The following is a 23,004-nucleotide window of genomic DNA, read 5'->3' on the forward strand; positions in this document are numbered from 1 at the left end:
AACCAGCCGCCGAGCTTATGGCATGCCTCAAGCCTCTGGCTTCAGCTCGCTTCACACCTCACTCCTCACATCCCACCCCGCCCCGCCCGAGCAATCGTGCGGGGCAAGCGTATTGATGAGAATCCTGATACCCACAGCATCAGGAATTTGATGCTAAAGATTGGCGAAGCAGTGTCGATAGTAGATTCAACAGTAAATAAACATTACTTCAGCACAATCGCATCAAGGATGTCCGCAGTCGATGACGGATTGGTGCCTCCCCTCTCTTGCCAGGAACTCTCCCATGCTGCTCGATCGTGCCCAGGCCCTGCGCCGTGCGCTGGAAGACCACACTGCCTGCATCTTCTTTCGCCCGGATGGCAGCATTCTTGGCGCAAGCGACGCCTTTCTGTCAGCGACGGGCTATCGCCGTGATCAGGTCGTGGGGCAGCATCACCGAATGTTCTGCTCGAGCGAGGTCCATCAGGCCCCGGACTATCAACACTTCTGGCAACAGCTGGCCGCCGGCCATTCACGCGGTGGCACCTTCGAGCGACGTGATGCCAGAGGCGCGACCTTGTGGTTGGAGGCGACCTACCTGCCGGTCATGACTCGCCGCGGGCGTGTGCGTTACATCATCAAGATTGCCCGCGATGTCAGTGAGCGTCACGAGAGCGCCAGCAGTCAGGACGCCATTCTCACCGCGCTCAACACCTCGATGGCAGTGATCGAATTCGCGCCGGATGGCACCGTGCTCAAGGCCAACGACAACTTCCTCAAGGTGATGGGGTATCAGGCCCATGACGTCATCGGGCAGCATCATCGCCGCTTCTGCGCTGACAGCTTCTATGAGGAAAACCCCGACTTCTGGCGCGAGCTGGCCAACAACAGCTTCAAACAGGGGCGTTTTGCGCGCGTCACGGCCAATGGCAGCCCGATCTGGCTGGAAGCGACCTACAACCCGGTGCTCGATGCCCGCGGCAAGGTGGTGCGCGTCATCAAGTTCGCCAGCGATATCACCGCCGAGATGCAGCAGCATCAGGCCACGCGAGACGCCGTCACTGCCGCGCGCACCAGCGCCCAGCAGACGGAGACCATCGCCGCTGACGGCCTGACACAACTGGCGGCCGCCGTGGAGGATGTCACCCGTGCCGGCACGGAAGTCGCGACGGCGCGGCAGGTCATCGAGGCGCTCAATCATCATGTGAGAAGCATCAACCAGATGGCCGAAAGCATTTCCCACATTGCGCAGCAGACCAACCTGCTGGCCTTGAACGCGGCGGTCGAAGCCGCCCGCGCGGGAGATCATGGCAGAGGCTTTGCGGTGGTGGCCCATGAGGTTCGACGTCTGTCACAAGCCACTACGCAATCCGCCGAGCAGATCAGCAAGGTATTGCGCGACAACACCGCCTTGATCCGCCAGGCGGGCGAGCGCATGAACACCGTCGTCATCCACAGTGAAGCCGGCCAGCAGAGCGTCGATCAGACCCAGGCGGTCATCGCCGAGATCCTGGCCGGTGCCCGGCAGGTCAGCGCCGCGATCGATCGCCTCTGAGGCTAGCCTGCGCCATCCATCCGCCAGCCCTTGCATGCCCTTGCATACGACGACGCCCCGCCCACGCTGAGAGATCAGCATGAGCGGGGCATCATATTGCAGCGTGACAGCGGTTCCCGGCGCGCTTCAGCCAGCCAGAGAGCCGAGCGTCTTCTCCATCGTCGCGACCACTTCACGGCACAGCGCATCATCGAGTGCGTCAGCGTGCGGCGGTGCGAATCGCTGGGCGTCGTTGTCGAAGTACTGACCATTGGCGCCGGCGAATTCCTCATCCAGTGCCGCACGCACCAGGATATCGGCACCGATGCCCAGGTCCTTGCCCGGCACGCCGAAGCCTTCCTTGACCATCTTGCTGGCCAGCAGAGAGCCCGGGTTGACCGCGATCAGGATCGGCCCCTGGCCTTCCCAGTCCTGGGCAAGCATGCGGGTCCATATGGTGATCGCGAGCTTGCTCTGGGCATAGGCCGCGTAGTGGTCGTTGAACGCGACCTCTCCGGTCAGCGCCTTCAGGTCCACGGAGGATTGAGCCGCCGAGGAGAGGTTGACGACCCGCCCGGCCGGACGCAGTGCCGAAGCCAGTTTCTGGGTGAGCAGATACGGGGCAAGGGTATTGACCACGAAGCGCAGGTCGAGACCGTCAGCCGTCACGACGCTGGGGGCCTGGAAGACACCGGCATTGTTGATCAGGACATCCAGACTGGCGTTGGCCGCCAGCACTTCGCTTGCCAGTGAATCGATGGCGGCCAGGTCGGACAGGTCGGCCACGAAACCGGCGACACGCTCAGCCCCTGCCAGCGCCGCAAGTTCAGCGACGACGCCATTGACCTTCTGCTCACTGCGCCCGTGAATCAGCACGCGATGGCCGCGCTCCAACAGGGCCTTGGCCGTGACCAGGCCGATGCCATCGGTAGAACCGGTGATGAGGATGGTTTTCATGCGCTCTCTCCTTGAAATGTCACACGACGCTTGAGACGCGAACTACAGGGTGTGCCGTATGGCCACTCCCTGTCGTTCATCTGTGCCAGCGCAGTGTCAAAATACTGCCGCCTGGATGGCTGGCGGGTCTCGCTATCAGGTCTCGCTATCAGGTCTCGCTATCAGACCTCGGCATCAGGCCTCAGCAGCAGGTCTTGGCATCAGACCTCGACGATGACCTTGCCGGTTGCCTTGCCGCTGCCCAGACGGGCGTGGGCCTGGCCCACTTCCTCAAGCGGGAAGACCTGATCATCGATGATCGGCTTGAGCGCGCCGGCATCGGCGATACGCGCCATGTCGGCCAGAATCTCGTGGTGCTGCTGACGACGGAAGTCATGCAGCATCGGGATCAGCATGAAGACGACATGCAGTGACAGGCCCTTGAAGTGCGCGGTGGTCAGATCGATTTCCATGAAGGACACGGTCGTCGAGACATGGCCATTGAGCGCGGCAGCCTCGAAGGAGGTCAGCAGGTTGGCGCCGCCGACGGAGTCGAACACGATGTCGAAGCCCTTGCCGTCGGTGTGCTTGGCCACATAGTCGGCGACCTGCTCATTGCGGTAATTGATGGCACTGGCACCCAGCCCTTCGACCAGCGTCTCGTGCTCATCACGACCGACGGTAGAGGCGACGTCGGCACCGAAGTGACGGGCCAGCTGGATGGCGATGTGACCCACACCACCCGCACCACCGTGAACCAGCACCTTCTGACCGGCCTCGATGTTGGCGCGCTTGAGACCTTCATAGGCCGTGATGCCGACCAGCGGCAGCGCCGCGGCTTCCACCATGCTCAAGGACTTCGGCTTGTGGGCGATCAGGCGGACATCGGCGGCGATATACTCGGCCAGGGTGCCCGGAAGGTCGGCCAGGCCACCAGCACAACCATAGACTTCATCCCCGATGGCGTAGCCTTCGACGCTCTCGCCCACGGCTTCGACGGTACCGGCGAAGTCCATGCCCAGCAGCGCCGGCAGTGCCGGAGACAGCGGCAGCTCAGGGCCCATCTCGCGAATCATGGTGTCGACGGTGTTGATGCTGGTGGCGGCGATGCGCACCAGTACCTGACCTGCCGCCGCTTGGGGCTTGGCGATTTCCGCCGCTTCGAACACCTCGGGACCACCGAATGATTTGACGAGCATCGCTTTCATGAGTCTGTCTCCTGCGTGGATGTGGAGCCAGCATAATTGTCATGGGCCTGAATGATAAACGGCGATAAACTACAATCAGTTTATTGTTTTTATTGAAAGTAATAGATGTGTTGGACGTATTGGGCGTATTGAACATCACGAACATTGCGCCAAGCCGTTGCTGGCGTGCCTCTCGCCATCGGGAGCCACGCACATCGACGCAAATGAGGACACCCGCATGAATCTTGAGCACCTGAAGTTGTTCGTCCGTCTGGCCGCCGTGAACAGCATCAGTCAGGCCGGCGAGGATCTGGGGCTGTCACCCGCCGTCGCCAGCTCTCACTTGCGCAAGCTCGAGGACCGTCTGGGGGTGCGCCTGTTGCATCGCACCACGCGTCATGTGGCACTGAGCGAAGAAGGTCGTGCCTTTCTCCCCCATGCAGAGGAGGTACTGATCAGCGCCGAGGCCGCGCGGGCTGCCGTCGGCATCGGCACGACCTCCCCCAGCGGCACCTTGCGCATCACCGCATCCGCCTCCTTCGGGCGCATGCACCTGGTGCCGGGCCTGGCCGGTTTTCTCGAGCGCTGCCCTGATCTGGAACTGGACCTGCGCCTGACCGACACCATCGTCGATCTGGTCGAGGGCGGCTTTGATATCGCCATCCGCAACTCCGCCCTCAAGGATTCCAGCCTGATCGCGCGGCGCCTGGCACCGGACAAGCGCATTCTGTGCGCCTCGCCGGACTATCTCGCGCGCCATGGCACGCCGACGCACCCCTCGATGCTGCACGAACACGAATGCCTGACCCTGATCGGCATGGACCAGTGGTGCTTTCAGTGCGAGAACGGCGTCGAGCCGATTCGGGTCAAGGGGCGTATCCGCACCGACAATGGCGAAGCCGTTCGTGACGCCTGCGCCGCTGGCCTGGGCATCACCCTGTCCTCGACATGGAGCATTTACCGCCACCTGGCCGAAGGCAGCCTGGTAGAGGTACTGCCCGAGACGCCCTTGATCAGCGAGACCGGCATCTGGGCGGTCTATCCCAGCAACCGCCAGCTGGCCCCCAAGGTGCGCGCCTTCCTGGACTACTTCTCCGAATACTTCGGCAGCCCGCCCTATTGGGATGTTCAACAGGGCTGAGACGCCGGAAAGCCCGTCATCCCGCCGCCAGCACCCAGCGCTGGAGCATCGGCTTGTAGTGAGCGAAGTCCGGCGTCTGCATGCCGGCCACCTTGGCGGCATCATCCAGGCGACGCACCTTGAGAATGGCCGCAAGCTGGGGCAGCTGGGCAAAGGCCGCGGCCTCGTGCGGCTCCATCGCCCCGCCCTGCAGGGCCAGGCTATCCAGCGAGGCCTGTGACAGACAGGCGCGATAGCTCGGCTCCACCGCGACCAGATAACGCTTGGCCGCCACGTGCTGGCGTACCGGCTCGACGATCTCGGCCGGGAAGAAGCGCGCCAGCCAGTCGGCACCGCTGACCTGATGACGATTGTCCTGGCCGTTCATCAAGACCTCCGGCGGCAGCGCATTGGCGTAATGCCCCACGTCATGCAGCAAGGCGGCCAGAATCACCGACTCGGATTCTCCCTGCTGCTCGGCCAGATGCGCCGCCTGCAGCATGTGCTCGGCCATGGTCACCTCCTCGCCCAGATAGGAGTCCGCACCGTGCAGGGCGAAGATGTCCTCGATCAGGCCGACGATGCCCTCGGCGTTGGCAGGCTGAGTGATCATCGGGCGTTCTCCAGCAGGTTGAGAGTGGAATACAGACTGTCGAGATCGGCGTAGGCGCCCTGCAGATGACGATTGCCACCGGCCACGAAGGCGGTACGGGCATGCATCACGCGACTGTTGTCGAACAGCAGGCAGTCCCCCGGGGCAAGGCGCAGGCGCGTGGCCTGCTCCGGCTGACCGATCACGCGCGCCCAGTCGTGATAGGCACGATAGAAGGCGCGTTGCGCCTCAAGCGGCAGCGGCAGAGAGGCGATGGAGCGGTTGTTGTAACGCACCTGGCGGATGTTGCCCTTGTGGTCGGTCTCGATGAACGGCACCCAGCTTCTGAGATCGGCATGGTCCGCGTCATGGAAGCGGAACGGCACCCGCGTGCGCGTCAGCAGCGCGAAACTCTCGGGCGCCAGTTCGCGCAGGCGCTCGGCGGCGGCGAAGCCATCCACCAACAGGGTCTGGCCGCCTTCCACCTCGTTGCTCAGGCAATGCAGCAGCTGGATGCTCGGCGCCGGATCACGATAGGGGTTGTCGGTATGCGCCCCGAGTCCGAGATTGCTGAAGGCGAGATTGCTCGGCGAGACCTCGGTGCGAACATCGAACAGCTTGCCGTAATTGGTTTCGCGCACATACCCGAACTGCTCGATCACCTCGAGCACCTTGCCCGGCTCGACAGGCACGCCACGCAGGCACACCACCCCGGTGTCACGGACACAGGCCAGTGCCTTGCGACGTGCCTCTCCCCCGGCGATGACATCGGCCCACTCGACCCGGGCGACCGAGAACTCGCTGCCCTGCCAGAGCGTCTTGTGCGCACTGCTGCGCTCATCGGGGAAGCCGGTGCTCAAGGCGGCCAGCTCATCGACGCCGTAGCGAATCTCGCGTGCATTGCTCAGTGTCACTCGCAGGACGTCGCCCTGTTCAAGCGCCGCCTCGCTGATGGCGGCGTCCCAGTCGAGGTCGAGCACACTGTCCAGACGCTGGCCATTGGCATGGCGACGGGCGGGGTCATGGTCTTGCAGCCACAGCACATGCTGGGCAAGGGTCTGGCCATCATCCAGAGTCAGGTGAAGCTGTTCGGCGTCAAACGCGAGGCGAGGCATGCAGAGTCTTCCTGTCTGTCGAGTGCGATCACAAGCCGCAAGGCACGGCATGACGAACGGGTGTGGCTGGCGCTCATGTCAAACGAGCGATCCGCCAGGGAATGCCCGCCATGCTAGTGAACGCAGCCCCGTGACCATAGCGAGACTTTCTGGCGGCGAGCCTTAGTTTTTATGCGCGCAGACTGTCACGTCATCGTCATGCACGGCTGCAAGAATGAGCGCCCGGCCGCGTGCCGCGGCAGGATCTGCAGTCATGGCTTCAGCACCAGCCGCCGATGCGGCGACTGGCTCAGTCAAGCTGGAGTTCTGCATGTCGCGTCCTGCCTATCACCCTTCCCAGCGCCTCGCTCAGCGCCTGCCCCCCTTCAATGCCCTGACCGCCTTCGAGGCCACCGCCCGCCTCGGCAGCCTGACCCGCGCCGCCGCCGAACTGTGCATTACCCAGGGCGCCGTCAGTCAGCGAGTCAAGCAGCTGGAAGACTTCCTCGCGGTCAGCCTGTTTGTGCGCCGCGGCAATCGCATCGAGCTGACCGACGAGGCGCATGCCTATCTGCCGCTGGTCAGTGGCGTGTTCGAGACCCTCAAGCGCGGTACCGCCACCCTCTTCCAGCACGATGAGCAGCAGAGCCTGACACTGCGCTCCAATCACAGCTTCGTCGAATACTGGCTGATCCCCAGGCTCAAGGACTTCCAGCGCCTGCATCCGAACATCCAGGTCACGGTGCTGCCGCACAACCAGGTACTCCCGGAAGAGCAGCCCGACGTCGATATCGAGATCATCAATGGCTACGGCGGCTGGTGCGGGCGCGAGTACGAGAAACTGGCCGATGAGCAGTGGGTCGTCGTGGCCAGCCCCACCTTCCTGCACCACTCCCTCGCTCCCAATGCCTCGCCCGCGAGCCCACTCGACGAGCTGGCCCGCGCGCCCAGAATCGAGTGCATCGGCTACCGCGAAAGCTGGCTGGACTGGTTCCGGCTGCAGAAGTTTCGCGGCCACATCCCGCCGGCCGGCCTCAAGTTCGGCAATGCCAGTCTGGCGATTGCCGCGGCACTCGAGGGGCATGGCTTCCTGCTCGTCCGCCAGTCCTTCGTGATGGACCTGATCAAGAACGGACGCCTGCAACTGGCGCACGCCTTGCGCATGCCCAGCACCAGCAGCCAGTACCTGCTGGTGTCTCCGGAGCGCCGCCATGCCCCGGCGGTCAACGATTTCTGTGCCTGGTTGCGCAGCACCATGCACACCTCTCAGGCCAATCCTGTCACCAGCGAGATGCCCTCCCAGCCCCGCTAGCACGGGCAGGAAGACGCGAGCCTCAGAATTTCTAAGGCACAGTCGCAGTTTTTGTTGCGGCCAACGGCTGGCATCTGTCACGGAAACGTCATCATCTGCGCCAAAGATGACGCCTCAAGACGACAGCGTTGCCGCAGTCCGGCCGTCCCGGCGGACTGCGCCACGAGCCATCCAACGGCCTGCCTGTCGACCTGACCCGGTCTTGCGGAACCTGCTTGCTGTCACTGATGACCGTACCTGACGACCGCCCCTGACCACTGTCCCTGACTACCGTCCCTGACCGTTGTCCTTGCCTGGAGCCTGACATGAAGAAGCCCTTGATCGCCGCCATCGGCCTTGCCGCCTTCGCCCAACTGGCCGTCCCCCAGCTGGCCCATGCCGAGACACTGCGCACCCCGCATTGGGTCGAGTTCAGTGGCAAGGAGTCGCTGGATCCCATCTCCCCGACGCGCTTCTACTCGGCCAACCAGCTGATCTACAGCCGCCTGGTCCGTCAGGGTAGCAAGGGCGAGCCGGTGTCGGACCTGGCCTCCGAGTGGCAGGCCAATCCCGCTGCCGATGAGTGGACCTTCACGCTGCGTGACGGGGTCAGCTTCCACAACGGCAAGGCGCTGAGCGCGGATGACGTCATCTACAGCTTCACGCGTCTGCTCGACCCCGAGCGCGATGCCCCGGCACGCGCCGCGCTGTCAGTCATCGAGGACGTCAGCGTCAATGAGGCCGGCCAGATCGTGTTCCGCCTCAGCCAGTCCCATGCTGACCTGCCGATTCTGCTGATGGATTACCGCGCCAAGATCGTGCCGGTCGGCTTTGATGACGACATCTCACTGCAGGGCATCGGCACCGGCCCCTTCAAGCTGGTCGAATTCGATCCGCAGGGCACCACCACCTTCGAAGCCTTCGCTGACTACTGGGAAGGCGCTCCGAAGCTGGATGGCATGGACCTGATCGGCATTCCCGATGACAACGCCCGCACCCAGGCATTGCTGGCCGGCCAGATTGACTGGTCGGGCTGGAATGGCGTCAACGCCCAGCAGCTGCGCCTGTTCTCCAGCAACCCGGCCTACCACTACGACTCCATCGCCACCGGCGACTGGCGTGGCATGGTGTTCCGCGCCGACGACGAGGTCTTCCAGGATGTGCGCGTGCGCCGTGCACTGCGTCTGGTGGCCGACCGTGAAGAGATGGTCAACCTGCTGTTCGGCAAGGGCGGCGCCACCATTACCTGTGACAACCCGGTCTGGAATGGCGATCAGTACAAGCTGGCGCAGCAATGCCCGCAGGACCTCGACACCGCTCGCAGCCTGCTGAGCGACGCGGGGTATGCCGATGGGCTGGAGATCGACGTCTACACCAGCGGCGTCGACAACTACTTCCGCCCGATGACGGAGCTCTACCAGCGTCAGGCAGCCGAGGCCGGCATCACCGTCAACGTGCACAACGTGCCCGCGGCGGATTACTGGAACACCGCCTGGATGAAGAAGCCGGCCTTCACCGCGGCCTGGGGCCAGCGCCCCACCGATCAGGTGCTCAACGAGATCTTCCAGAGCGAGGCCAACTGGAACGAGTCGGCCTACAAGAACCCCGAATTCGATGCCCTGCTCGCCAAGGCGCGCGCCACCCTGGATGACGAAGCTCGCACCGAGCTCTATCACCAGGCCCAGGCGCTGCTGACCGAGACCGGCGCGACGCTGATTCCCTTCCACCTCAACAACAACCGCGTCATGAAGCGTGAGGTGCATATCCCGGCGGTCGAGCACTTCGCGATTCGCTGGCACCAGGTCGACAAGCAGGGAGAGAGCTGATGTCCCGCCCTGGCCTGATCCTGATTCTGATGGACGGCATCAGCAGTCAGCGCTTCGCCGAGACGCGAGCGCGCCTGCCGCATCTCGATGCCCTGGCCAGAGACGGCCTGCTGATCGAGCGCCTGGGTGCCGATACCAATGCCAATTCGATGCCCGCGCGAGCGGGTGTCCTGACCGGGCAACCGGCTCAGGTGCACGGCATCTATTCCAACGGTATCTATTGCCCCGGTTCTGAGACGGATCGCGACAGTCACACCTCAGACGCCAGCGCCACTGCAGGGCATTTTCGTCCAGCAACGGTCGAGGACCTGCGTGGCGAAACCCTGCTCGAGGCCGCGCGCGCGGCAGGACTGCGGGTGGCCAGCCTCGGCTTCGGGCTGGCCCGCCCCGAGAGCTGCGACTGGTATCTGTCGCCCTGGTGGGAGGAAGGCGACCTGCGCGCCAAGGGCATGACCGCGCCGCGTCTGAATCACTGGGACGCCCGCAATGACGCCCTGATGCGCGCGATGAGCAATGACCAGCAACTGCTCAACGAGGCACTGTCGCTGATCGAGCGCGAAACGCCAGAGCTGGTGCTGCTCGAACTCAACACTCCCGATTACTGCCTGCATGTGCATGGCAATGATGACGCCCTGGTCGATGGGGCCCTGATGATGGTCGATGCCCAGCTCGGCAGCCTGCTGGCCGGCCTTGAGGCCATCAACAAGCGCGAGGCCTATCACCTGTGTGTCTTCAGTGATCATGGTCATGCCCCGGTCCAGCGGGCACTGGTGGCAGACCGCCTTCTACCGGATGTCGCGCTGCAATGTGATGGTGGCCTGTTGCTGGTGGCCTGTGATGATGACGAACGCCAACGCGAGCAGGCCGCGCGCCTGGCCGAATTCGGCGTCACGCTGCTCGCGGCCGCCGACTTCCTGCCCCCGGATGTGGAGCATATCCAGCTCTATCAGGCGCCGCCGGGCATGAGCTTCGAACCCGCCTGCAAGCATGCCCATCACGCAGAGCTGGTGGCAGCCCCCGGCTATGTCTCCACGCACGGTTTCGGCCCCGGTGCCACGTCGGACCAGCGCTTCGCCATTCTGCACGGCCCGTCAATCACTGCGGGCGAGCGCCTTGAACTCGAGTCACTGGCCCTCCACCCGCGCCTGCGTCAGGTGCTGGGCCTGCCGCCCCTCGGTGAGGCTTCGACGCCACAGCGGGCACCTGATCTTCAAGAGGTGAACTGAGATGTGGGCAATGCTGTTGCAGCGCTGCCTGTATGGCGGCTTCACGCTGGTCTTCGTTGCCTGCGTGGTGTTCTGGGTGATCGAGATGCTGCCCGGCGACTTCTGCGTCAACTATCTGGGACGCAGCATGACACCGATCAATCTCGCCCAGTGTCGCGCCGAACTTGGCTTGGACACGCCGGTGACGACGCGCTTCGTCAGCTGGTGGGGGCAGTTGTTGAGTGGTGATTTCGGCACCTCGCTGACCAGTCGTGCACCGGTCAGCGATACCCTGATGCCGCGTCTGGCCAACACCTTGCTGCTGGGCGGCATCGCGACCGTGATGGCCATCCCGCTGGCCATCCTGCTGGGGCTGATCGCGGCGCTCAAGCGCGACAGCTGGATCGATTCCAGCCTCTCCAGCCTGGTGCTGATCGCCATGACGGTGCCGGAATTCATCAGCGCCATCCTGCTGACCCTGGCCTTCGCCATCTGGCTGCCATGGTTCCCTGCCATCACCGTGGCCGGTGCCAATGAGAGCCTGTGGAACCTGCTGCCCGGTGTCTGGCTGCCCGCCATCACGCTGGCGCTGGTGGCCATGGCACACATGATGCGCATGACCCGCTCCAACACCATCAGCGTGATGGACAGCGACTTCATGAACATGGCGCGTATCCGCCAGCTGCCGCGCTGGCGTCTGGTGATCCGCCATCTGGCGCCGGCCGCCCTGCTGCCGACCATCAGTCTGGCCGCCATGACCATCGCCTGGCTGCTGGGCGGCGTGGTGATCGTCGAACAGGTCTTCAACTATCCGGGGCTGGGGCGCCTGATGATCTCGGCCATCAATGACCGCGACATGCCGGTGGTGCAGGCCTGCGCGCTGGTGCTCTCCGTCACCTATGTGCTGTGCAATCTGGTCGCCGACATGCTGGTCATCGTGCTCAACCCCAAACTCAAGACAGCCTGAGTCACTCATGAACGCTTCTTCCTCGACGACCGCGCGCGGCCCGCGACTGGCCCTGGCCAGCCTGCCGGGTCAACACACCCTGGCGCTGCTGTGGGCCAACCGCCAGGGCCGCCTGGGCCTGGTGCTGATCGGCCTGCATCTTCTGCTGGCCGTCGCTGGCCGCTGGCTGGCGCCCCATGACATCTCTGCGGGTGACAGTCTCGCTTCACTGCTGCCCCCCAGTGCCGAACATTGGCTGGGCACCGACCAGCTCGGCCGCGATGTCCTCAGCCGCACCCTGGCCGGGGGCCGCGAGGCCATCTACACCTCGCTGCCGGCCGCCGTGCTGGCCGTGGTATGGGGCAGCGCCTGCGGCATGCTGTTGGCCATCATCGGTGGGCGGGTCGAGAACATCGCCATGCGCCTGGTGGACGCCCTGCTGTCGATTCCCTGGCTACTGTTCCTCTTGCTGGTCATCGGCGTGATGGGCCCCGGCCCGCTGGTCTTCATCCTGACCCTGGGCATCTTCTATGGCGTGGCGGTGGTGCGCGTGATGGTCACGGCGTGCCGCGAAGTGCTGTGCCTTGACTATATACAGGCCGCACGACTGCGCGGCGACAGCCTGAGGCGCCTGCTGTGGCGCGAGATCAAACCCAATGTGCTCGACACCATCCTCGTCGAGTTGGCGATGCGCTGGTCCTGGGCATTGCTGGCCTTCAGCTCGCTGTCGTTTCTCGGCTTCGGCGTCTCCCCGCCGACCCCGGACTGGGGACTGATGGTCGCCGATGGCCGCGGCTTCATGTCGTTTGCGCCCTGGGCCGTGCTGCCGCCCATCGTGGCGCTCTCCAGCCTGATCATCGCCATCAATCTGGTCGCCGACACCCTGGCCAAGACACTGGGCATCGACCGTGCGGGGCGCCCCGAATGATTCCGAACTCCAAAGGTGACGCCATGACGGACAACGCCGTGATCCGCGTTCGCGATCTCAACATCGGCTTTCATGATCGCCAGCAGACCTGGCGACCCGTGCTGCGCGGTATCGACCTGAGCCTGGGCCAGGGCGAGATTCTGGGTCTGGTGGGCGAGTCCGGCAGCGGCAAGAGCACCTTGGCCACGGCCATGCTGGGCCTGTTGCGTCGGGGCAGCCTGGTGCGCACCGGCGAGGTGAGTGTCGCCTCATCTGCGCCCGCCACTGCCTCCACTTCTGCCACTGCCTCTACCTCTGCCACTGCCTCTACAAGTCATGACCCTCTTCACGACGAGCACCGCCAGCTGAGCTTTCATCATCAACCGGGGCGCTGGCTGGGCGAACTCAGGCTCGGGCTGGTGTCCCAGCATGCCGAAAAGGCCATGACGCCTCACCTCACGCTCGGCAGCCTGCTGTGCGAGACGCTGCTGTCACAGGGCGTGAAAGGCAAGGCGGAACGTGAACAGCAGGCCGTGGCATGGCTGCGACGCGTCCACCTCCCTCACCCCGAAGTGCTGATGCAGCGCTATCCGCACCAGCTTTCCGGCGGACAGCAGCAACGCGCCAGTCTGGCGCTGGCCCTGGCGCAACGCCCACGAGTGCTGGTGATGGATGAGCCGACCACCGGCCTGGATGCCAGCACCCAGAATGAGATTCTGGCGCTGTTGGCCTCGCTGCGCGCTGAGCTGGGCATGAGCATCGTCTTCGTCAGTCATGATTTGGGCGCGGTATCTCACCTGTGTGACCGCGTCGCGGTGATGTACGCCGGTCAGCTGGTGGAGGTCGCCGCGACTCGCGACTTCCTCAACGGCCCGCGCCACCCCTATGGTCACGCGCTGCTGGCCGCGACTCCGGGCAGTCAGTGCTATCGACCTGACGCCGCGCTGGAAGGCACTCCGCCCCTGGTGGGAAGCGCCATCAAGGGCTGTGCCTTCGCACCGCGCTGTCCGCGCGCCAGTGAGACGTGCCGTGACAGCGTGCCGAGCTGGCAAGGTCGCTACGCCTGCCATCATGCGCTGGAGGGTCATGAATCAGTGGGCAGAGCGCATGCGGAGAGCGGAGAAAGTGCGAAAAGTGCGGAAAGTAACGCAGCAACCGATGAGCGGGCCGATCGCGTAAAGAACGACTCGCAGTCAGCCACGTCACTGGACATCGCGCCGCTGCTGGCCGTGGAGTCGCTGAACCTGTGCTATCGCATGCCCGGCTGGCTGGCGCGCCTGCGCGGTGAAACGCCGGCGCTCACCGTCAGCGATGTGGCATTCTCGCTCCAGCAAGGCGAGACGCTGGCCTTGATCGGCGAATCCGGCAGCGGCAAGACCTCGATCCTCAAGGCGCTGGCCGGCCTGCTCTCCCCCGTCTCCGGACAGCTCAGTCTGCGTCAGGAGTCCTTGGCGGGATTGGTCGCCGAGCGGCGTCCGGTGCAGCGTCAGAAGATCCAGTACATCTTCCAGCATGCCAGCACGGCGCTGAATCCTCGTCTGACCGTGTTCGAATCCCTCGCGCCGGTGCTGTCTCGCTGGTTCGATCTCAAGGGCGATGGCGCCCGCCAGCGTGCCCAGTCGCTGCTGGAAGAGGTGCGCCTGCCCGCGCTTTATCTCGACCGTCTGCCCAGTCAGCTGTCAGGGGGGGAGCAGCAGCGCGTCGCCATCGCCCGCGCGCTGGCCGCCGAGCCCGACATCCTGCTGTGTGACGAGATCACCTCGGCGCTGGATGTCTCGGTACAGGCGGCCATCATTCGCCTGCTGCAACGCCTCAAGCGTGAGCGCGGCCTGAGCCTGGTCTTCGTCACCCATGACCTGGGGCTGGTCAGTCATTTCGCGGACCGCGTACTGGTGCTGCGCAATGGCCGCACCGAGCATCTGGGAGATGTCGCAAGCCTCGCCACAGGGGACCTGCCGCCCTATGTGCAAACCCTGATGGAGGCCAAGCTGGTCGCGGCATGACCCGGCTTTCTGTCCCACCATTCTGTCCGGCCCGCCTGTCCCGGCTGCCTCTCCCTGCTGCCGATCTCCGCTGCTGATTACCTTCATGCAACGAAAAAAGCCCACCAATGGCGGGCAGGGAATGTCGGGACAGGACATTCAGGACAGGAAAGCGTTTGAGCAAGGGCTCTGCAGTTGACGACGAGTGCGCACTTCCACACTGGCTTCCACTCAGCCAAAACACTTGCTCAAGCGTTCTTCTCTCTCACGTATTCTTCTCTGGGACACTGACCATCATGACGCGACACGATGGTCAGTGGGTCCATTCAGCAACTGACAGGGGCAAGTCGATGGCATATCGGCATCCTTGGCTGTCTTGCAGAGTCGGAGGATGTTCATCCGCCGACGAGAGATCATGCGCTTTCGTTCAAGGCATGCTCGACGCGTGTAGCAGAGACACTCTTGCCAGCATCATTGACGTAATCAGCCGAATCGCTCGCCAGTGCACGGGTGGTGCCCTGGACGCCGGCGTTGCTGATGGACTTCTGGACGCGGCTAGCAGCGACACTCATGCCGGTTTCCACGGCGTCATCGTGATGCAGCGCGGCTTGCTGAGTCACCGGCTGTGCCTGGCCCATGATCACGCGATCACTGAGGGTGGCACGGACGCGGGCATCGGCTTCGCTGTCATTGGCAGAGGCCACGCCAGTGGCGGCAACGGACAATGCGGCAATGGCAAATAGAGACTTGAGGGATTGCATGGGGGTTCTCCTGTCGAAAAAGGTCATGTCAGTGCAGACACCTGGCCTGCAAGCGCCTGACGCAGACGTCGGGCGTCTCAGACGTTGACGTCGCTCACGGTGTGACGAACACGGGTGCCGGCAACGCTATCGCCGGAATCATTGGCGACATCGAATTCCTGCAGATGGATGGAGCGATCATGGCCACGGATCTCGTCGTCACCGGATGCCACCTGGAAACGGCCAGCAGCGGTGCTCATGCCGGTTTCCGCGAAGGTCGCCTGGGCGGTCGGAGCTTGCTGGGCAGAGCCATGGATGACGCTATCACTGACGTTGTGCTGGACGCGCTTGGCAGCCGGGCTATCGTCGGCGGCGAAGGATGCAGTGCTGACGGTGGCGAGTGCGGCAGCGGCGATCAGAGTCTTGAGAGTGTTCATGGTGTATCTCCTCGATAAAAAGCAAAGCGATGATCAGACCCGGCAATCCAGGTCAGGCTTGACGATGGTTCAGACGTTGCTGTCATTCAGGGCGTGCTGGACGCGAGTCGCTGCGACACTCTTGCCGGCATCGTTATCGAATGCCTGGCTGGCAGTGGCCACGGTGTGCGACTGACCATGGATGCGATCGGCACTGATGGACTGCTGAATGCGACCTGCCGCGACGCTCATGCCGGTTTCCGCGAAGCTGGCTTGCTGGGTAGCGGCTGACTGAGCGGTGCCGACGACGACGTCCTGGCTGATGGACTGCTGGACACGCTGGGCGGCCGGGCTGTCGTCCGCGGCGAAGGTGGCGGTGCTGACGGTAGCGAGAGCGGCGGCGGCGATCAGAGTCTTGATGGTTTTCATGATGAATCTCCTCGATGAACAAAGTGGTCAGTGGGCGTGAGTGCCCGGGCAAGACGACTGAATGGCTCAGACGTTGCTGTCGCTCAGGGCGTGCTGAACGCGGGTAGCAGCGACACTCTTGCCGGCGTCGTTGTCGAAGGCCTGCTCGCGGCTGACGGTGGCAACACCCTTGCCTTCGATGGCGGACTGATTGAGGGCAGTCTCGACACGACCTGCGGCAACGCTCATGCCGGTATCGGCGAAAGTGGCCTGGGCAGTCGGTGCCTGCTGGGCAGTGCCGACGACGACGTCCTGGCTGACGGACTGCTGAACACGCTGTGCGGCCGGGCTGTCATCCGCTGCGAAGGAGGCAGTGCTCACGGTAGCGAGAGCGGCGGCGGCGATCAGAGTCTTGAGGTTCAGAGTTTTCATGATGATTTTCCTTTGCTTGTCCTGGGCGATGTTGCCCTTGTGATGTCGTGTGCAGTCTCGGCTGCACCCGCCTAACTTGTTAACAGACTAATGATTATTGCGCTATCACACTAGCCATGTCGCTGGCAGCTCACTGTTTCCATCAAAGAACCAGATTGCGATGCCTTGTCATTGCCTCGGTACCCGTAAGTGGTTAAGTCCCTCACCACGCAAAACCCTTGCAAGCTTTTTGCATCACTTCTGTACAACCATGAAGGTGCATGTCGCCAGTGATCGAATGTCGATCAGTCACTCAGGTCTGCTCCGGTACCGCTGCCTGACACTTCAACTTTGGTCGCGATCATGAGGAAGGCATTCGTCAGCAGTATGTCTTTCTACCCTGCTGAAACCCTCACCGTTGTGCTTGTAGAGTCTTACGCTTGCGCCAACGGGTTGGATGCATGCCATCTTCAAAAAAGTGGAAGACGTCTTGACAGGCGCCAGCCATCGACCGAATCCAGACTGCCGTTTCGTGCAATGTGGAATGAGCGCATTGTGGACGAAACCCGCCACGCGAGATATCCCTCCACTGGAACAGCATTGATTCCAATCACGAACCAATGCGTCACTCACCTGACCCGCTGGACAGACGCTCATCTACGACTTTGGTAATAAGCATAGTATTATCAACCGCTTACGAAGCCCGTGGACGCCCTCTCAAGTCACCTGTTTCAAGCACTCCCTGCGCCTCTGCGCTCCCCTTGCATCGCGACGGGCGATGAAAATTGTTGTCCAGACACGAAAACGCGGAGCCATTGGAAGATGGCTCCGCGTTTTTTCATGCTGCTGCACCGCGCCTCAATAGCCCGGGTATTTCTCCCAGGCCCACTTTTCATCCTTGCCCCCACCATCGGTGTAGAGCTCCCAGCGGGGGCAGTCGTGCAGGTCTTTGGCGATCTCGCCGATGACGTCACGCAGTTCAAGGGGCGCCAGCCAGTCACTCGGTATCGCCTCCTCGCCCCATTGCGCCCCGAGCAGATTGCCCGTGATGGCCCCGGTGGAATCCGAATCCCCATCGTGATTGACCGCGAGCTGAATCGCAGAGCGGTAATCCCGGGCAGTGAGCGCGCAGTAGACAGCGATTGCCAAGGCTTCTTCCGCGATCCACCCCAGCCCCAGCAATACCACTGCGGCCGGCGCCGACGTTTCGGACTCGGCCAGCGCGCGGGCTTGCTCCAGGGCCTGCAGAGTGTCATCACAGCTCGGCTTGCGCTCGAGAATACGCAGAGCATGCGCGAGTGCCTGTGCCATCGAATCCCCCGCCACCAGACACTGGATCATCACCGCCAGCACGCCGCCGGTCAGCTGGCCGGTCACGTGCCCATGGGTCAGCGCACAGACCTCTTCTCCGAGTTCGAAGCACATCTCATGGGAGGCTCCCATCGCATGCGCGAACAAGCCGACAGGTGCCACACGCATCACCCCACCACAGCCCTTGCTGTCGTTTTGCGCCTTGTCACCGTAGGCACGCATCTGCTTGAGCGCTGACAGGCATGTCATGCCCGGGGCGCGCCGCGAATGGAGCTCGCGCTGCTTGATCAGCCAGCCACTGTCCAACCATTCCTGCTCGGTCTCCTGCCGCGAGCGTTCGCCTTGGGTGTAAAGCCAGCGCTCGTAGGCGCTGCTGACCAGACCACTTTGCGTCGTGATGCCTCTCAAGCAGCCACGCACATGACTGCGCAGCAGGCCCTCGGCAGTAAACAGCGTCATCTGCGTATCATCGGTAATCCGCCCCAGCCCACCATAGGCCGGTGCATAGTCGGCTATTCCATCACTGCCGAAGCGCGCCTGGATCTCCTCGTGCGACAGGAATTCCACCGCCGCCCCCAGGGCGTCACCCACCGCACCGCCCAACAGGCAACCACGAAACCGCGATGTCATCTCAAGCGTCATGTGCCTCTCCCCTGCGTGACCTTCAGGTGGCGTCAGCCACCCTCAATACGTCTTACGCTATCAGCATCTGCGCATTTGCTGAAAAGCAGGCTCAACCAGTGGTGCGCATAATCAGGCAGAACTGGATGGGCGCTCAGTATCGGCAGGCGTGAGGTTGGCAGCACCGAAGACAACGCCGATGACAAGCCCGACGATAGAGACCTTCATACAAGAACGGCCGCCCAGGAGGCGGCCGTTCTTCTTCATGCAATTGTGACTTTCCGCGGTGTGCTCTCAGCGATCACTCTGCTGCTCGGTCTACACGGAGGTTCATGAGGCCAGCTTGAGGATATCGTCATACAAGCCTCTCGAAAGCGTGACGCCCTCTTCTTGATGCTTCTGGCGAGCCTTGAAGCGACGCTCGGAGGAGAGCCTTGCGCCCTGCTGCTTCACGAGTTCGAACAGCCTTTCAGAGCGCAGCATGTGCTGCTGGGTGCTGCCGCCCGTGAGGCGCGCGGGATCTATCGCGATGATCAACTCCCCATGATACGGCAGGCTCCCCTTGCCCTGATCGTGTTCGCTGGATTCGATACTCAGCATGTCGCCGATCAGCGGCCCTGCGATCAACTCGATCATGATCGCCAGCGCAGAGCCCTTGTGATCACCGAAGGGCAGCATCGCGCCATGGTCCAGCACTTCCGTCGGGTCCTGTGACGGCTCGCCCTCTCGATCGACACCCCAGCCGAGCGGAATCTTGTCCCCCTGGCGACGATGCAGCTCGATATCGCCGCGCGCGATGGCACTGGTGGCGAAGTCGAATACGTACGGGTTTCCGTCCTCACGCGGCCAGCCAAAGGCGAGGGGATTGGTCCCCAGCAGAGGCTGACTGCCACCATACGGCGCCATGTACGACTGAGTCGGATTGCAGGCGATAGCGACCAGTCCTTCACGCGTCAGCCGCTCGATCTCTACCCACAATGCCGTGCCATGCACGCAATGATTGATGGCCAGAATGGCAATGCCATTGGCACGCGCCTTGTCGAGCAGCTCAGGCACGCCCTGCTGGAAGGCCAGCGACGAGAAGCCCCCCTTGGCATCCACCTTGACGATGGAGGGTGCCGTATCCTCGACGACCGGCACGGCGTCCGGCACCACACCGCCATTGTTCAGTGTCGCGACGAACCCCATCAGGCGATAGAGCCCATGGGAACGACAGCCGTCCATTTCAGCCGCTACCAGCGCGTCACTCATGGCATCGACATGTGGCTCACTGAACCCATGGTGGCTCAGCACCTCGTGACATAGCGTCTTGAGCGCTGCCCGATCGAGATTGACGTCCATTCCTGTCTCTTCCTGTGTTGCATCACTCATACGAACTCATTCCTTTCCAATAAGGTGTCCATCATTTCCATGACGGTCCGCTGATGGCATCAGGCAACCACAGCGCCAGTCCCGGGAAGGCCAGGATCAGCGCCAACACCACCAGCTGCAGGAAGATGAAGGGCATCACCCCCTTGTACATGTGCTTCAGCGTCACTTCAGGAGGCGTGATGGCACGCAGATAGAAGATGGAGGGCGCCAACGGCGGTGTCAGATAACTCGTCTGCATCACGATCAGGAAGGCCACGCAGAACCAGATCTCATCGAACCCGAGCAGGCCGATGACCGGCATCGCCACGGGGATGACGATCAGGACCACCGAGATCATGTCGAGCACGAAACCGGCCAGGAAGGCGATCAGGAGGATGGCGCCAAGAATCAGCCACGGGCTCAAGCCGGTATCCAGCAGCAACGACTGTACGGTGGCCATCCCGCCGGAGGCGAAGAAGACGCCCGCGAACATGTTGCCGCCCAGCACGATCAGCAGAATCATCGCGGTGATGTTGAGTGTGCGTACCGCCGCGTTCCACAGGATGGACAGCGTGAGATTGCGATACCCCAGTGCCAGCAATACGGAGCCGAGCGCCCCACAGGCCGCCGCTTCCGTCGGCGTGGCGATGCCCATCAGAATCGTGCCCAGCACCACCAGGATCAGACTCATGGTCGGCAGCAGCGCACTCAGGGTAATGGTGAGCAGCTTGCCCCACCCCGGATGCTGCTCATCTTCCTTGAGTCGCGGCGCAAGTGCTGGCTTCAGCGCACAGACCACGACGATATAGAGGAGGAACAGCAGCGCCATCAACAGCCCCGGGATCAGCAGACCACTGAACAGTGATCCGACAGAGACCCCGGCTACAGGCCCGAGAATGACCACGGTAATGGAAGGCGGAATCGCCGTGCCCAATGAGCCACTGGCACAGATGGTGCCGGAGATCAGCGACTTGTCGTAGTGATGCTTGAGCATGACCGGCACGGCCAGCATGCCGATCACCGCCTCGGTGGCCCCGACGACACCACTGGCGGCGGCGAAGATGGTGCCCATGATGACCGCACCGACGCCCAGCCCGCCGGGCATCCGACGTGTCCACAGATGGATGGCCCCGAACAGTCGCTCGGCAATGCCGGAATTCTCGAGCATCGCGCCCATGAAGATGAACAAGGGCACGGCAGCCAGAATGGAATTGGACGCCGTGTCCTCGATCTTGGTCAGCAGTTGATAGGCCGCGGCATCCCCGAACTGGGCAACACCAAAGACGGTAGCGACAACGATCATCGAGAACGCGATCGGGAAACCGAGCACGATCAGAGCGATGAGCGCAGGGAACATGATGAGGGCAATGAAGTCGCTCATGAGGACACCTCCGCGCCATGATCATGGCCCAGCAGTGTGCTCCAGAGCTTCAACATCTCCGCGATCACCTGCAGCGTCAGATAGACGAAGCCCAGCCACCACACGCCGAAGACCGGCCAGATCACCGGATTCCAGGCAGAACGTCCGGAGCGCTCATTGCTGGAGAACGCCTCGAGCGCATAGAGCGACAGCTCCCAGACAAGCCACATCAGTACCGGCAGCAACACCGCATAACAGGCCAGATGAACTCCAGCCCTGAGACGCGGTGCAAAATTCTGGCTCAACACATCCACACTAACGTGCTGGCCGACACGCAGGGCATTTGCCATGCCAAGCATGAAGATGGCGCCCATCACCATGTAGCTGACTTCAAACGCCCATAAGGTGGGCTTTCCCAGCACATAACGACTGAAGACTTCATAGACCAACGCAAGCACCAGCGGCAGTATCAAGACTGCCCCCAGATACCCGGCCCAGCGGGTCTGGCGCTCAATGACAGCGACGATTTTCATGGCAACTCACCAGGATGACGACAAGGAGAGAGCCCGGGCGATACAGGTATCGCCCGGGCCAGGGACATCATTAAAGAAGACTCAGCGTCCCATTTCCCCGATCGGCAAACGATAGTCCTGCCAGGTCGTCATGCTCTGCTTGAAGGTACGTTGCGACTCAAGCACACGTGCGAACCACTCATTCTCGCCCGCCTTCTCATCTTCCCAGGCACGGGTCTCTTCGTAGATGGCATCGATGAAGGATTGATCCAGCTGCACGATTTCGTTGGGGCCTTCCTCCAGTTCCTTGAAGGCCTTGAGATCGGCAAAGGAGCTATCCAGCCAGGACTCGAACACGCTCAGCTTGCCCGCGAGACGCAACTGGCTCTGCTGGGCTTCGCTCAGGCCATCCCAGGCATCGACATTCACTTCACACTCAAGAATGCCGCCCGACTGATGGATGCCAGGCAAGATGACGTACTGCGCCACATTCTGGAAACCCGTCGGCTTGTTGAGCTCAGGACTCCCCCACTCCGCCGCATCAATCACACCTCGATCCAGCGCCGTATAGATGTCACTGCCGGCCATCACCACGGTAGAGGCCCCAAGGCGTGAGGCGATTTCAGCCCAGGCACCCGATGTTCTCAGGCGCAGTCCCTGGAAGTCTTCAAGAGTCTGCACCTTCTTGCTCGAGTGCAGGAATATCTCGGTGCCCAGGGTCGAGCACGGGAAGGCCACGACGCCGAATACCTCGCGACGGAAGGCTTCATAGAGCTCGACGCCGCCGCCCTCGTACATCCACAGCATGAATTCTTCCGGCGTCAGGCCGCTGGAGTGCCCGGCCAGCAGCGCTGCCGTCGGGTCAGTTCCGTAGTCATAGTTGATGTAGTTATGGCTGATCTGTGCAACACCGGACTTCACGGTGTTGGTGACACGCAACGCACCACCCAAGGTGCCGCCGGGGAACACCTGGATGCTCACGTCACCATTGGTCAATTCGTTTGCATAGTCCGCGAAGGTCTTGGCATCCCGTTCAAGCCAGGGCCCACCGCCCCACGGAGTCGCCATCTTCCACTCGGTGTCCGCCGCCTGAGTCGTGGCAGTCGCCAACAGACTGGCAGCGATACCCATACCGAGGAGCTGTTTCTTGAAGTTGTACATTATTGTTTTCCCGAGATTATTTTAATTAGAGTGCAATGCTATGCGTACCTGCAGGCGAATGCCTGATACAGGCTGAGGCCTGATACATGCCCAATGAGCGGCCACTGTCGATTGC

General features: G+C 62.7%; 21 protein-coding genes. 8 read left to right on the forward strand and 13 right to left on the reverse strand.

What is annotated here, in order from left to right; all coding sequences use genetic code 11:
* Positions 1-283: 283 nt before the first annotated feature.
* Positions 284-1,534 carry a PAS domain S-box protein gene (locus tag ACJJV2_RS10075; protein ID WP_054555892.1) on the forward strand — a complete coding sequence of 417 codons (1,251 nt, stop codon included), beginning with the start codon at positions 284-286 and terminating at the stop codon, positions 1,532-1,534.
* A 126-nt stretch (positions 1,535-1,660) separates the two neighbouring features.
* On the opposite strand, the gene ACJJV2_RS10080 is transcribed toward ACJJV2_RS10075, so the two are convergent.
* Together ACJJV2_RS10080 and ACJJV2_RS10085 are read right to left on the reverse strand one after the other, a co-directional pair.
* A complete protein-coding gene (locus tag ACJJV2_RS10080) occupies positions 1,661-2,470 on the reverse strand; it encodes an SDR family NAD(P)-dependent oxidoreductase (protein WP_317292890.1) in 810 nt (269 codons plus the stop codon).
* A 200-nt stretch (positions 2,471-2,670) separates the two neighbouring features.
* Positions 2,671-3,657, reverse strand: a complete 987-nt coding sequence (locus tag ACJJV2_RS10085) for a zinc-dependent alcohol dehydrogenase family protein (RefSeq protein WP_347421078.1) — start codon at positions 3,655-3,657, stop codon at positions 2,671-2,673.
* A 217-nt stretch (positions 3,658-3,874) separates the two neighbouring features.
* Between ACJJV2_RS10085 and ACJJV2_RS10090 the strand changes: the two genes are divergently transcribed.
* Complete coding sequence (locus ACJJV2_RS10090; RefSeq protein ID WP_347421077.1) at positions 3,875-4,777, forward strand: LysR family transcriptional regulator; 903 nt, start codon at positions 3,875-3,877, stop codon at positions 4,775-4,777.
* 16 nt (positions 4,778-4,793) lie between these two features.
* Here the strand turns inward: ACJJV2_RS10090 and ACJJV2_RS10095 are convergent, their stop codons facing one another.
* Both ACJJV2_RS10095 and ACJJV2_RS10100 read right to left on the reverse strand, forming a co-directional pair.
* A complete protein-coding gene (locus ACJJV2_RS10095; RefSeq protein WP_043332289.1) occupies positions 4,794-5,369 on the reverse strand; it encodes an HD domain-containing protein in 576 nt (191 codons plus the stop codon).
* Positions 5,366-6,463: a TauD/TfdA family dioxygenase gene (locus tag ACJJV2_RS10100; RefSeq protein WP_347421076.1), complete on the reverse strand. Its 1,098-nt coding sequence runs from the start codon at positions 6,461-6,463 to the stop codon at positions 5,366-5,368. Before ACJJV2_RS10100 ends, ACJJV2_RS10095 begins: the two co-directional genes overlap by 4 nt.
* A 253-nt stretch (positions 6,464-6,716) precedes the next feature.
* Between ACJJV2_RS10100 and ACJJV2_RS10105 the strand changes: the two genes are divergently transcribed.
* The 6 genes from ACJJV2_RS10105 to ACJJV2_RS10130 all read left to right on the forward strand — a co-directional run bounded on the left by ACJJV2_RS10105 (position 6,717) and on the right by ACJJV2_RS10130 (position 14,620).
* Entirely contained in the window at positions 6,717-7,754 is a 1,038-nt protein-coding gene (locus ACJJV2_RS10105) for a LysR substrate-binding domain-containing protein (protein WP_405280521.1), read from the forward strand.
* A 305-nt stretch (positions 7,755-8,059) separates the two neighbouring features.
* Positions 8,060-9,559, forward strand: coding sequence for an ABC transporter substrate-binding protein (locus ACJJV2_RS10110; protein WP_347421074.1), 1,500 nt, complete (start codon positions 8,060-8,062; stop codon positions 9,557-9,559).
* The gene (locus tag ACJJV2_RS10115; protein WP_284891730.1) at positions 9,559-10,785 is read left to right on the forward strand and encodes an alkaline phosphatase family protein; all 1,227 of its coding nucleotides are present in this window, start codon (positions 9,559-9,561) and stop codon (positions 10,783-10,785) included. The genes ACJJV2_RS10110 and ACJJV2_RS10115 overlap by 1 nt, the downstream gene beginning before the upstream one ends.
* Before the next feature lies 1 nt (position 10,786).
* The gene (locus ACJJV2_RS10120) at positions 10,787-11,731 is read left to right on the forward strand and encodes an ABC transporter permease (RefSeq protein ID WP_405280526.1); all 945 of its coding nucleotides are present in this window, start codon (positions 10,787-10,789) and stop codon (positions 11,729-11,731) included.
* Between the two features lie 7 nt (positions 11,732-11,738).
* Positions 11,739-12,638: an ABC transporter permease gene (locus ACJJV2_RS10125; protein WP_284891729.1), complete on the forward strand. Its 900-nt coding sequence runs from the start codon at positions 11,739-11,741 to the stop codon at positions 12,636-12,638.
* A 23-nt stretch (positions 12,639-12,661) separates the two neighbouring features.
* Positions 12,662-14,620 carry an ABC transporter ATP-binding protein gene (locus ACJJV2_RS10130; RefSeq protein ID WP_284891727.1) on the forward strand — a complete coding sequence of 653 codons (1,959 nt, stop codon included), beginning with the start codon at positions 12,662-12,664 and terminating at the stop codon, positions 14,618-14,620.
* 392 nt (positions 14,621-15,012) lie between these two features.
* On the opposite strand, the gene ACJJV2_RS10135 is transcribed toward ACJJV2_RS10130, so the two are convergent.
* The 9 genes from ACJJV2_RS10135 to ACJJV2_RS10175 all read right to left on the reverse strand — a co-directional run bounded on the left by ACJJV2_RS10135 (position 15,013) and on the right by ACJJV2_RS10175 (position 22,889).
* Positions 15,013-15,360, reverse strand: coding sequence for a hypothetical protein (locus ACJJV2_RS10135; RefSeq protein WP_175090546.1), 348 nt, complete (start codon positions 15,358-15,360; stop codon positions 15,013-15,015).
* Between the two features lie 77 nt (positions 15,361-15,437).
* Positions 15,438-15,776 carry a hypothetical protein gene (locus ACJJV2_RS10140; RefSeq protein WP_175090547.1) on the reverse strand — a complete coding sequence of 113 codons (339 nt, stop codon included), beginning with the start codon at positions 15,774-15,776 and terminating at the stop codon, positions 15,438-15,440.
* Positions 15,777-15,845: 69 nt separating this feature from the next.
* Complete coding sequence (locus tag ACJJV2_RS10145; protein ID WP_054555881.1) at positions 15,846-16,184, reverse strand: hypothetical protein; 339 nt, start codon at positions 16,182-16,184, stop codon at positions 15,846-15,848.
* Positions 16,185-16,250: 66 nt separating this feature from the next.
* Positions 16,251-16,595: a hypothetical protein gene (locus tag ACJJV2_RS10150; RefSeq protein WP_043334022.1), complete on the reverse strand. Its 345-nt coding sequence runs from the start codon at positions 16,593-16,595 to the stop codon at positions 16,251-16,253.
* Between the two features lie 837 nt (positions 16,596-17,432).
* Complete coding sequence (locus ACJJV2_RS10155) at positions 17,433-18,527, reverse strand: ADP-ribosylglycohydrolase family protein (protein ID WP_043334023.1); 1,095 nt, start codon at positions 18,525-18,527, stop codon at positions 17,433-17,435.
* A gap of 309 nt (positions 18,528-18,836) precedes the next feature.
* Positions 18,837-19,877, reverse strand: coding sequence for an Ldh family oxidoreductase (locus ACJJV2_RS10160; RefSeq protein WP_284891725.1), 1,041 nt, complete (start codon positions 19,875-19,877; stop codon positions 18,837-18,839).
* A 31-nt stretch (positions 19,878-19,908) separates the two neighbouring features.
* Positions 19,909-21,237, reverse strand: coding sequence for a TRAP transporter large permease subunit (locus ACJJV2_RS10165; protein WP_054555879.1), 1,329 nt, complete (start codon positions 21,235-21,237; stop codon positions 19,909-19,911).
* Positions 21,234-21,749 carry a TRAP transporter small permease subunit gene (locus ACJJV2_RS10170; RefSeq protein WP_043334025.1) on the reverse strand — a complete coding sequence of 172 codons (516 nt, stop codon included), beginning with the start codon at positions 21,747-21,749 and terminating at the stop codon, positions 21,234-21,236. The genes ACJJV2_RS10165 and ACJJV2_RS10170 overlap by 4 nt, the downstream gene beginning before the upstream one ends.
* An 81-nt stretch (positions 21,750-21,830) precedes the next feature.
* Positions 21,831-22,889, reverse strand: coding sequence for a C4-dicarboxylate ABC transporter substrate-binding protein (locus tag ACJJV2_RS10175; protein ID WP_284891724.1), 1,059 nt, complete (start codon positions 22,887-22,889; stop codon positions 21,831-21,833).
* Between the last annotated feature and the right edge of the window lie 115 nt (positions 22,890-23,004).

The organism is Cobetia sp. Ld8, from assembly GCF_045066615.1.
Classification (GTDB): Bacteria; Pseudomonadota; Gammaproteobacteria; order Pseudomonadales; family Halomonadaceae; genus Cobetia; species Cobetia amphilecti.

Excerpts from the sequence above, each read along its gene's own strand:
- ACJJV2_RS10170 (WP_043334025.1), bottom strand. The coding sequence starts at position 21,749 with ATGAAAATCGTCGCTGTCATTGAGCGCCAGACCCGCTGGGCCGGGTAT.
- ACJJV2_RS10100 (WP_347421076.1), bottom strand. The coding sequence starts at position 6,463 with ATGCCTCGCCTCGCGTTTGACGCCGAACAGCTTCACCTGACTCTGGAT.
- ACJJV2_RS10165 (WP_054555879.1), bottom strand. The coding sequence starts at position 21,237 with ATGAGCGACTTCATTGCCCTCATCATGTTCCCTGCGCTCATCGCTCTG.
- ACJJV2_RS10075 (WP_054555892.1), top strand. The coding sequence starts at position 284 with ATGCTGCTCGATCGTGCCCAGGCCCTGCGCCGTGCGCTGGAAGACCAC.
- ACJJV2_RS10135 (WP_175090546.1), bottom strand. The coding sequence starts at position 15,360 with ATGCAATCCCTCAAGTCTCTATTTGCCATTGCCGCATTGTCCGTTGCC.
- ACJJV2_RS10115 (WP_284891730.1), top strand. The coding sequence starts at position 9,559 with ATGTCCCGCCCTGGCCTGATCCTGATTCTGATGGACGGCATCAGCAGT.
- ACJJV2_RS10175 (WP_284891724.1), bottom strand. The coding sequence starts at position 22,889 with ATGTACAACTTCAAGAAACAGCTCCTCGGTATGGGTATCGCTGCCAGT.
- ACJJV2_RS10160 (WP_284891725.1), bottom strand. The coding sequence starts at position 19,877 with ATGAGTGATGCAACACAGGAAGAGACAGGAATGGACGTCAATCTCGAT.
- ACJJV2_RS10145 (WP_054555881.1), bottom strand. The coding sequence starts at position 16,184 with ATGAAAACCATCAAGACTCTGATCGCCGCCGCCGCTCTCGCTACCGTC.
- ACJJV2_RS10095 (WP_043332289.1), bottom strand. The coding sequence starts at position 5,369 with ATGATCACTCAGCCTGCCAACGCCGAGGGCATCGTCGGCCTGATCGAG.
- ACJJV2_RS10090 (WP_347421077.1), top strand. The coding sequence starts at position 3,875 with ATGAATCTTGAGCACCTGAAGTTGTTCGTCCGTCTGGCCGCCGTGAAC.
- ACJJV2_RS10105 (WP_405280521.1), top strand. The coding sequence starts at position 6,717 with ATGGCTTCAGCACCAGCCGCCGATGCGGCGACTGGCTCAGTCAAGCTG.
- ACJJV2_RS10130 (WP_284891727.1), top strand. The coding sequence starts at position 12,662 with ATGACGGACAACGCCGTGATCCGCGTTCGCGATCTCAACATCGGCTTT.
- ACJJV2_RS10085 (WP_347421078.1), bottom strand. The coding sequence starts at position 3,657 with ATGAAAGCGATGCTCGTCAAATCATTCGGTGGTCCCGAGGTGTTCGAA.
- ACJJV2_RS10140 (WP_175090547.1), bottom strand. The coding sequence starts at position 15,776 with ATGAACACTCTCAAGACTCTGATCGCCGCTGCCGCACTCGCCACCGTC.
- ACJJV2_RS10120 (WP_405280526.1), top strand. The coding sequence starts at position 10,787 with ATGTGGGCAATGCTGTTGCAGCGCTGCCTGTATGGCGGCTTCACGCTG.
- ACJJV2_RS10110 (WP_347421074.1), top strand. The coding sequence starts at position 8,060 with ATGAAGAAGCCCTTGATCGCCGCCATCGGCCTTGCCGCCTTCGCCCAA.
- ACJJV2_RS10080 (WP_317292890.1), bottom strand. The coding sequence starts at position 2,470 with ATGAAAACCATCCTCATCACCGGTTCTACCGATGGCATCGGCCTGGTC.
- ACJJV2_RS10150 (WP_043334022.1), bottom strand. The coding sequence starts at position 16,595 with ATGAAAACTCTGAACCTCAAGACTCTGATCGCCGCCGCCGCTCTCGCT.
- ACJJV2_RS10155 (WP_043334023.1), bottom strand. The coding sequence starts at position 18,527 with ATGACGCTTGAGATGACATCGCGGTTTCGTGGTTGCCTGTTGGGCGGT.
- ACJJV2_RS10125 (WP_284891729.1), top strand. The coding sequence starts at position 11,739 with ATGAACGCTTCTTCCTCGACGACCGCGCGCGGCCCGCGACTGGCCCTG.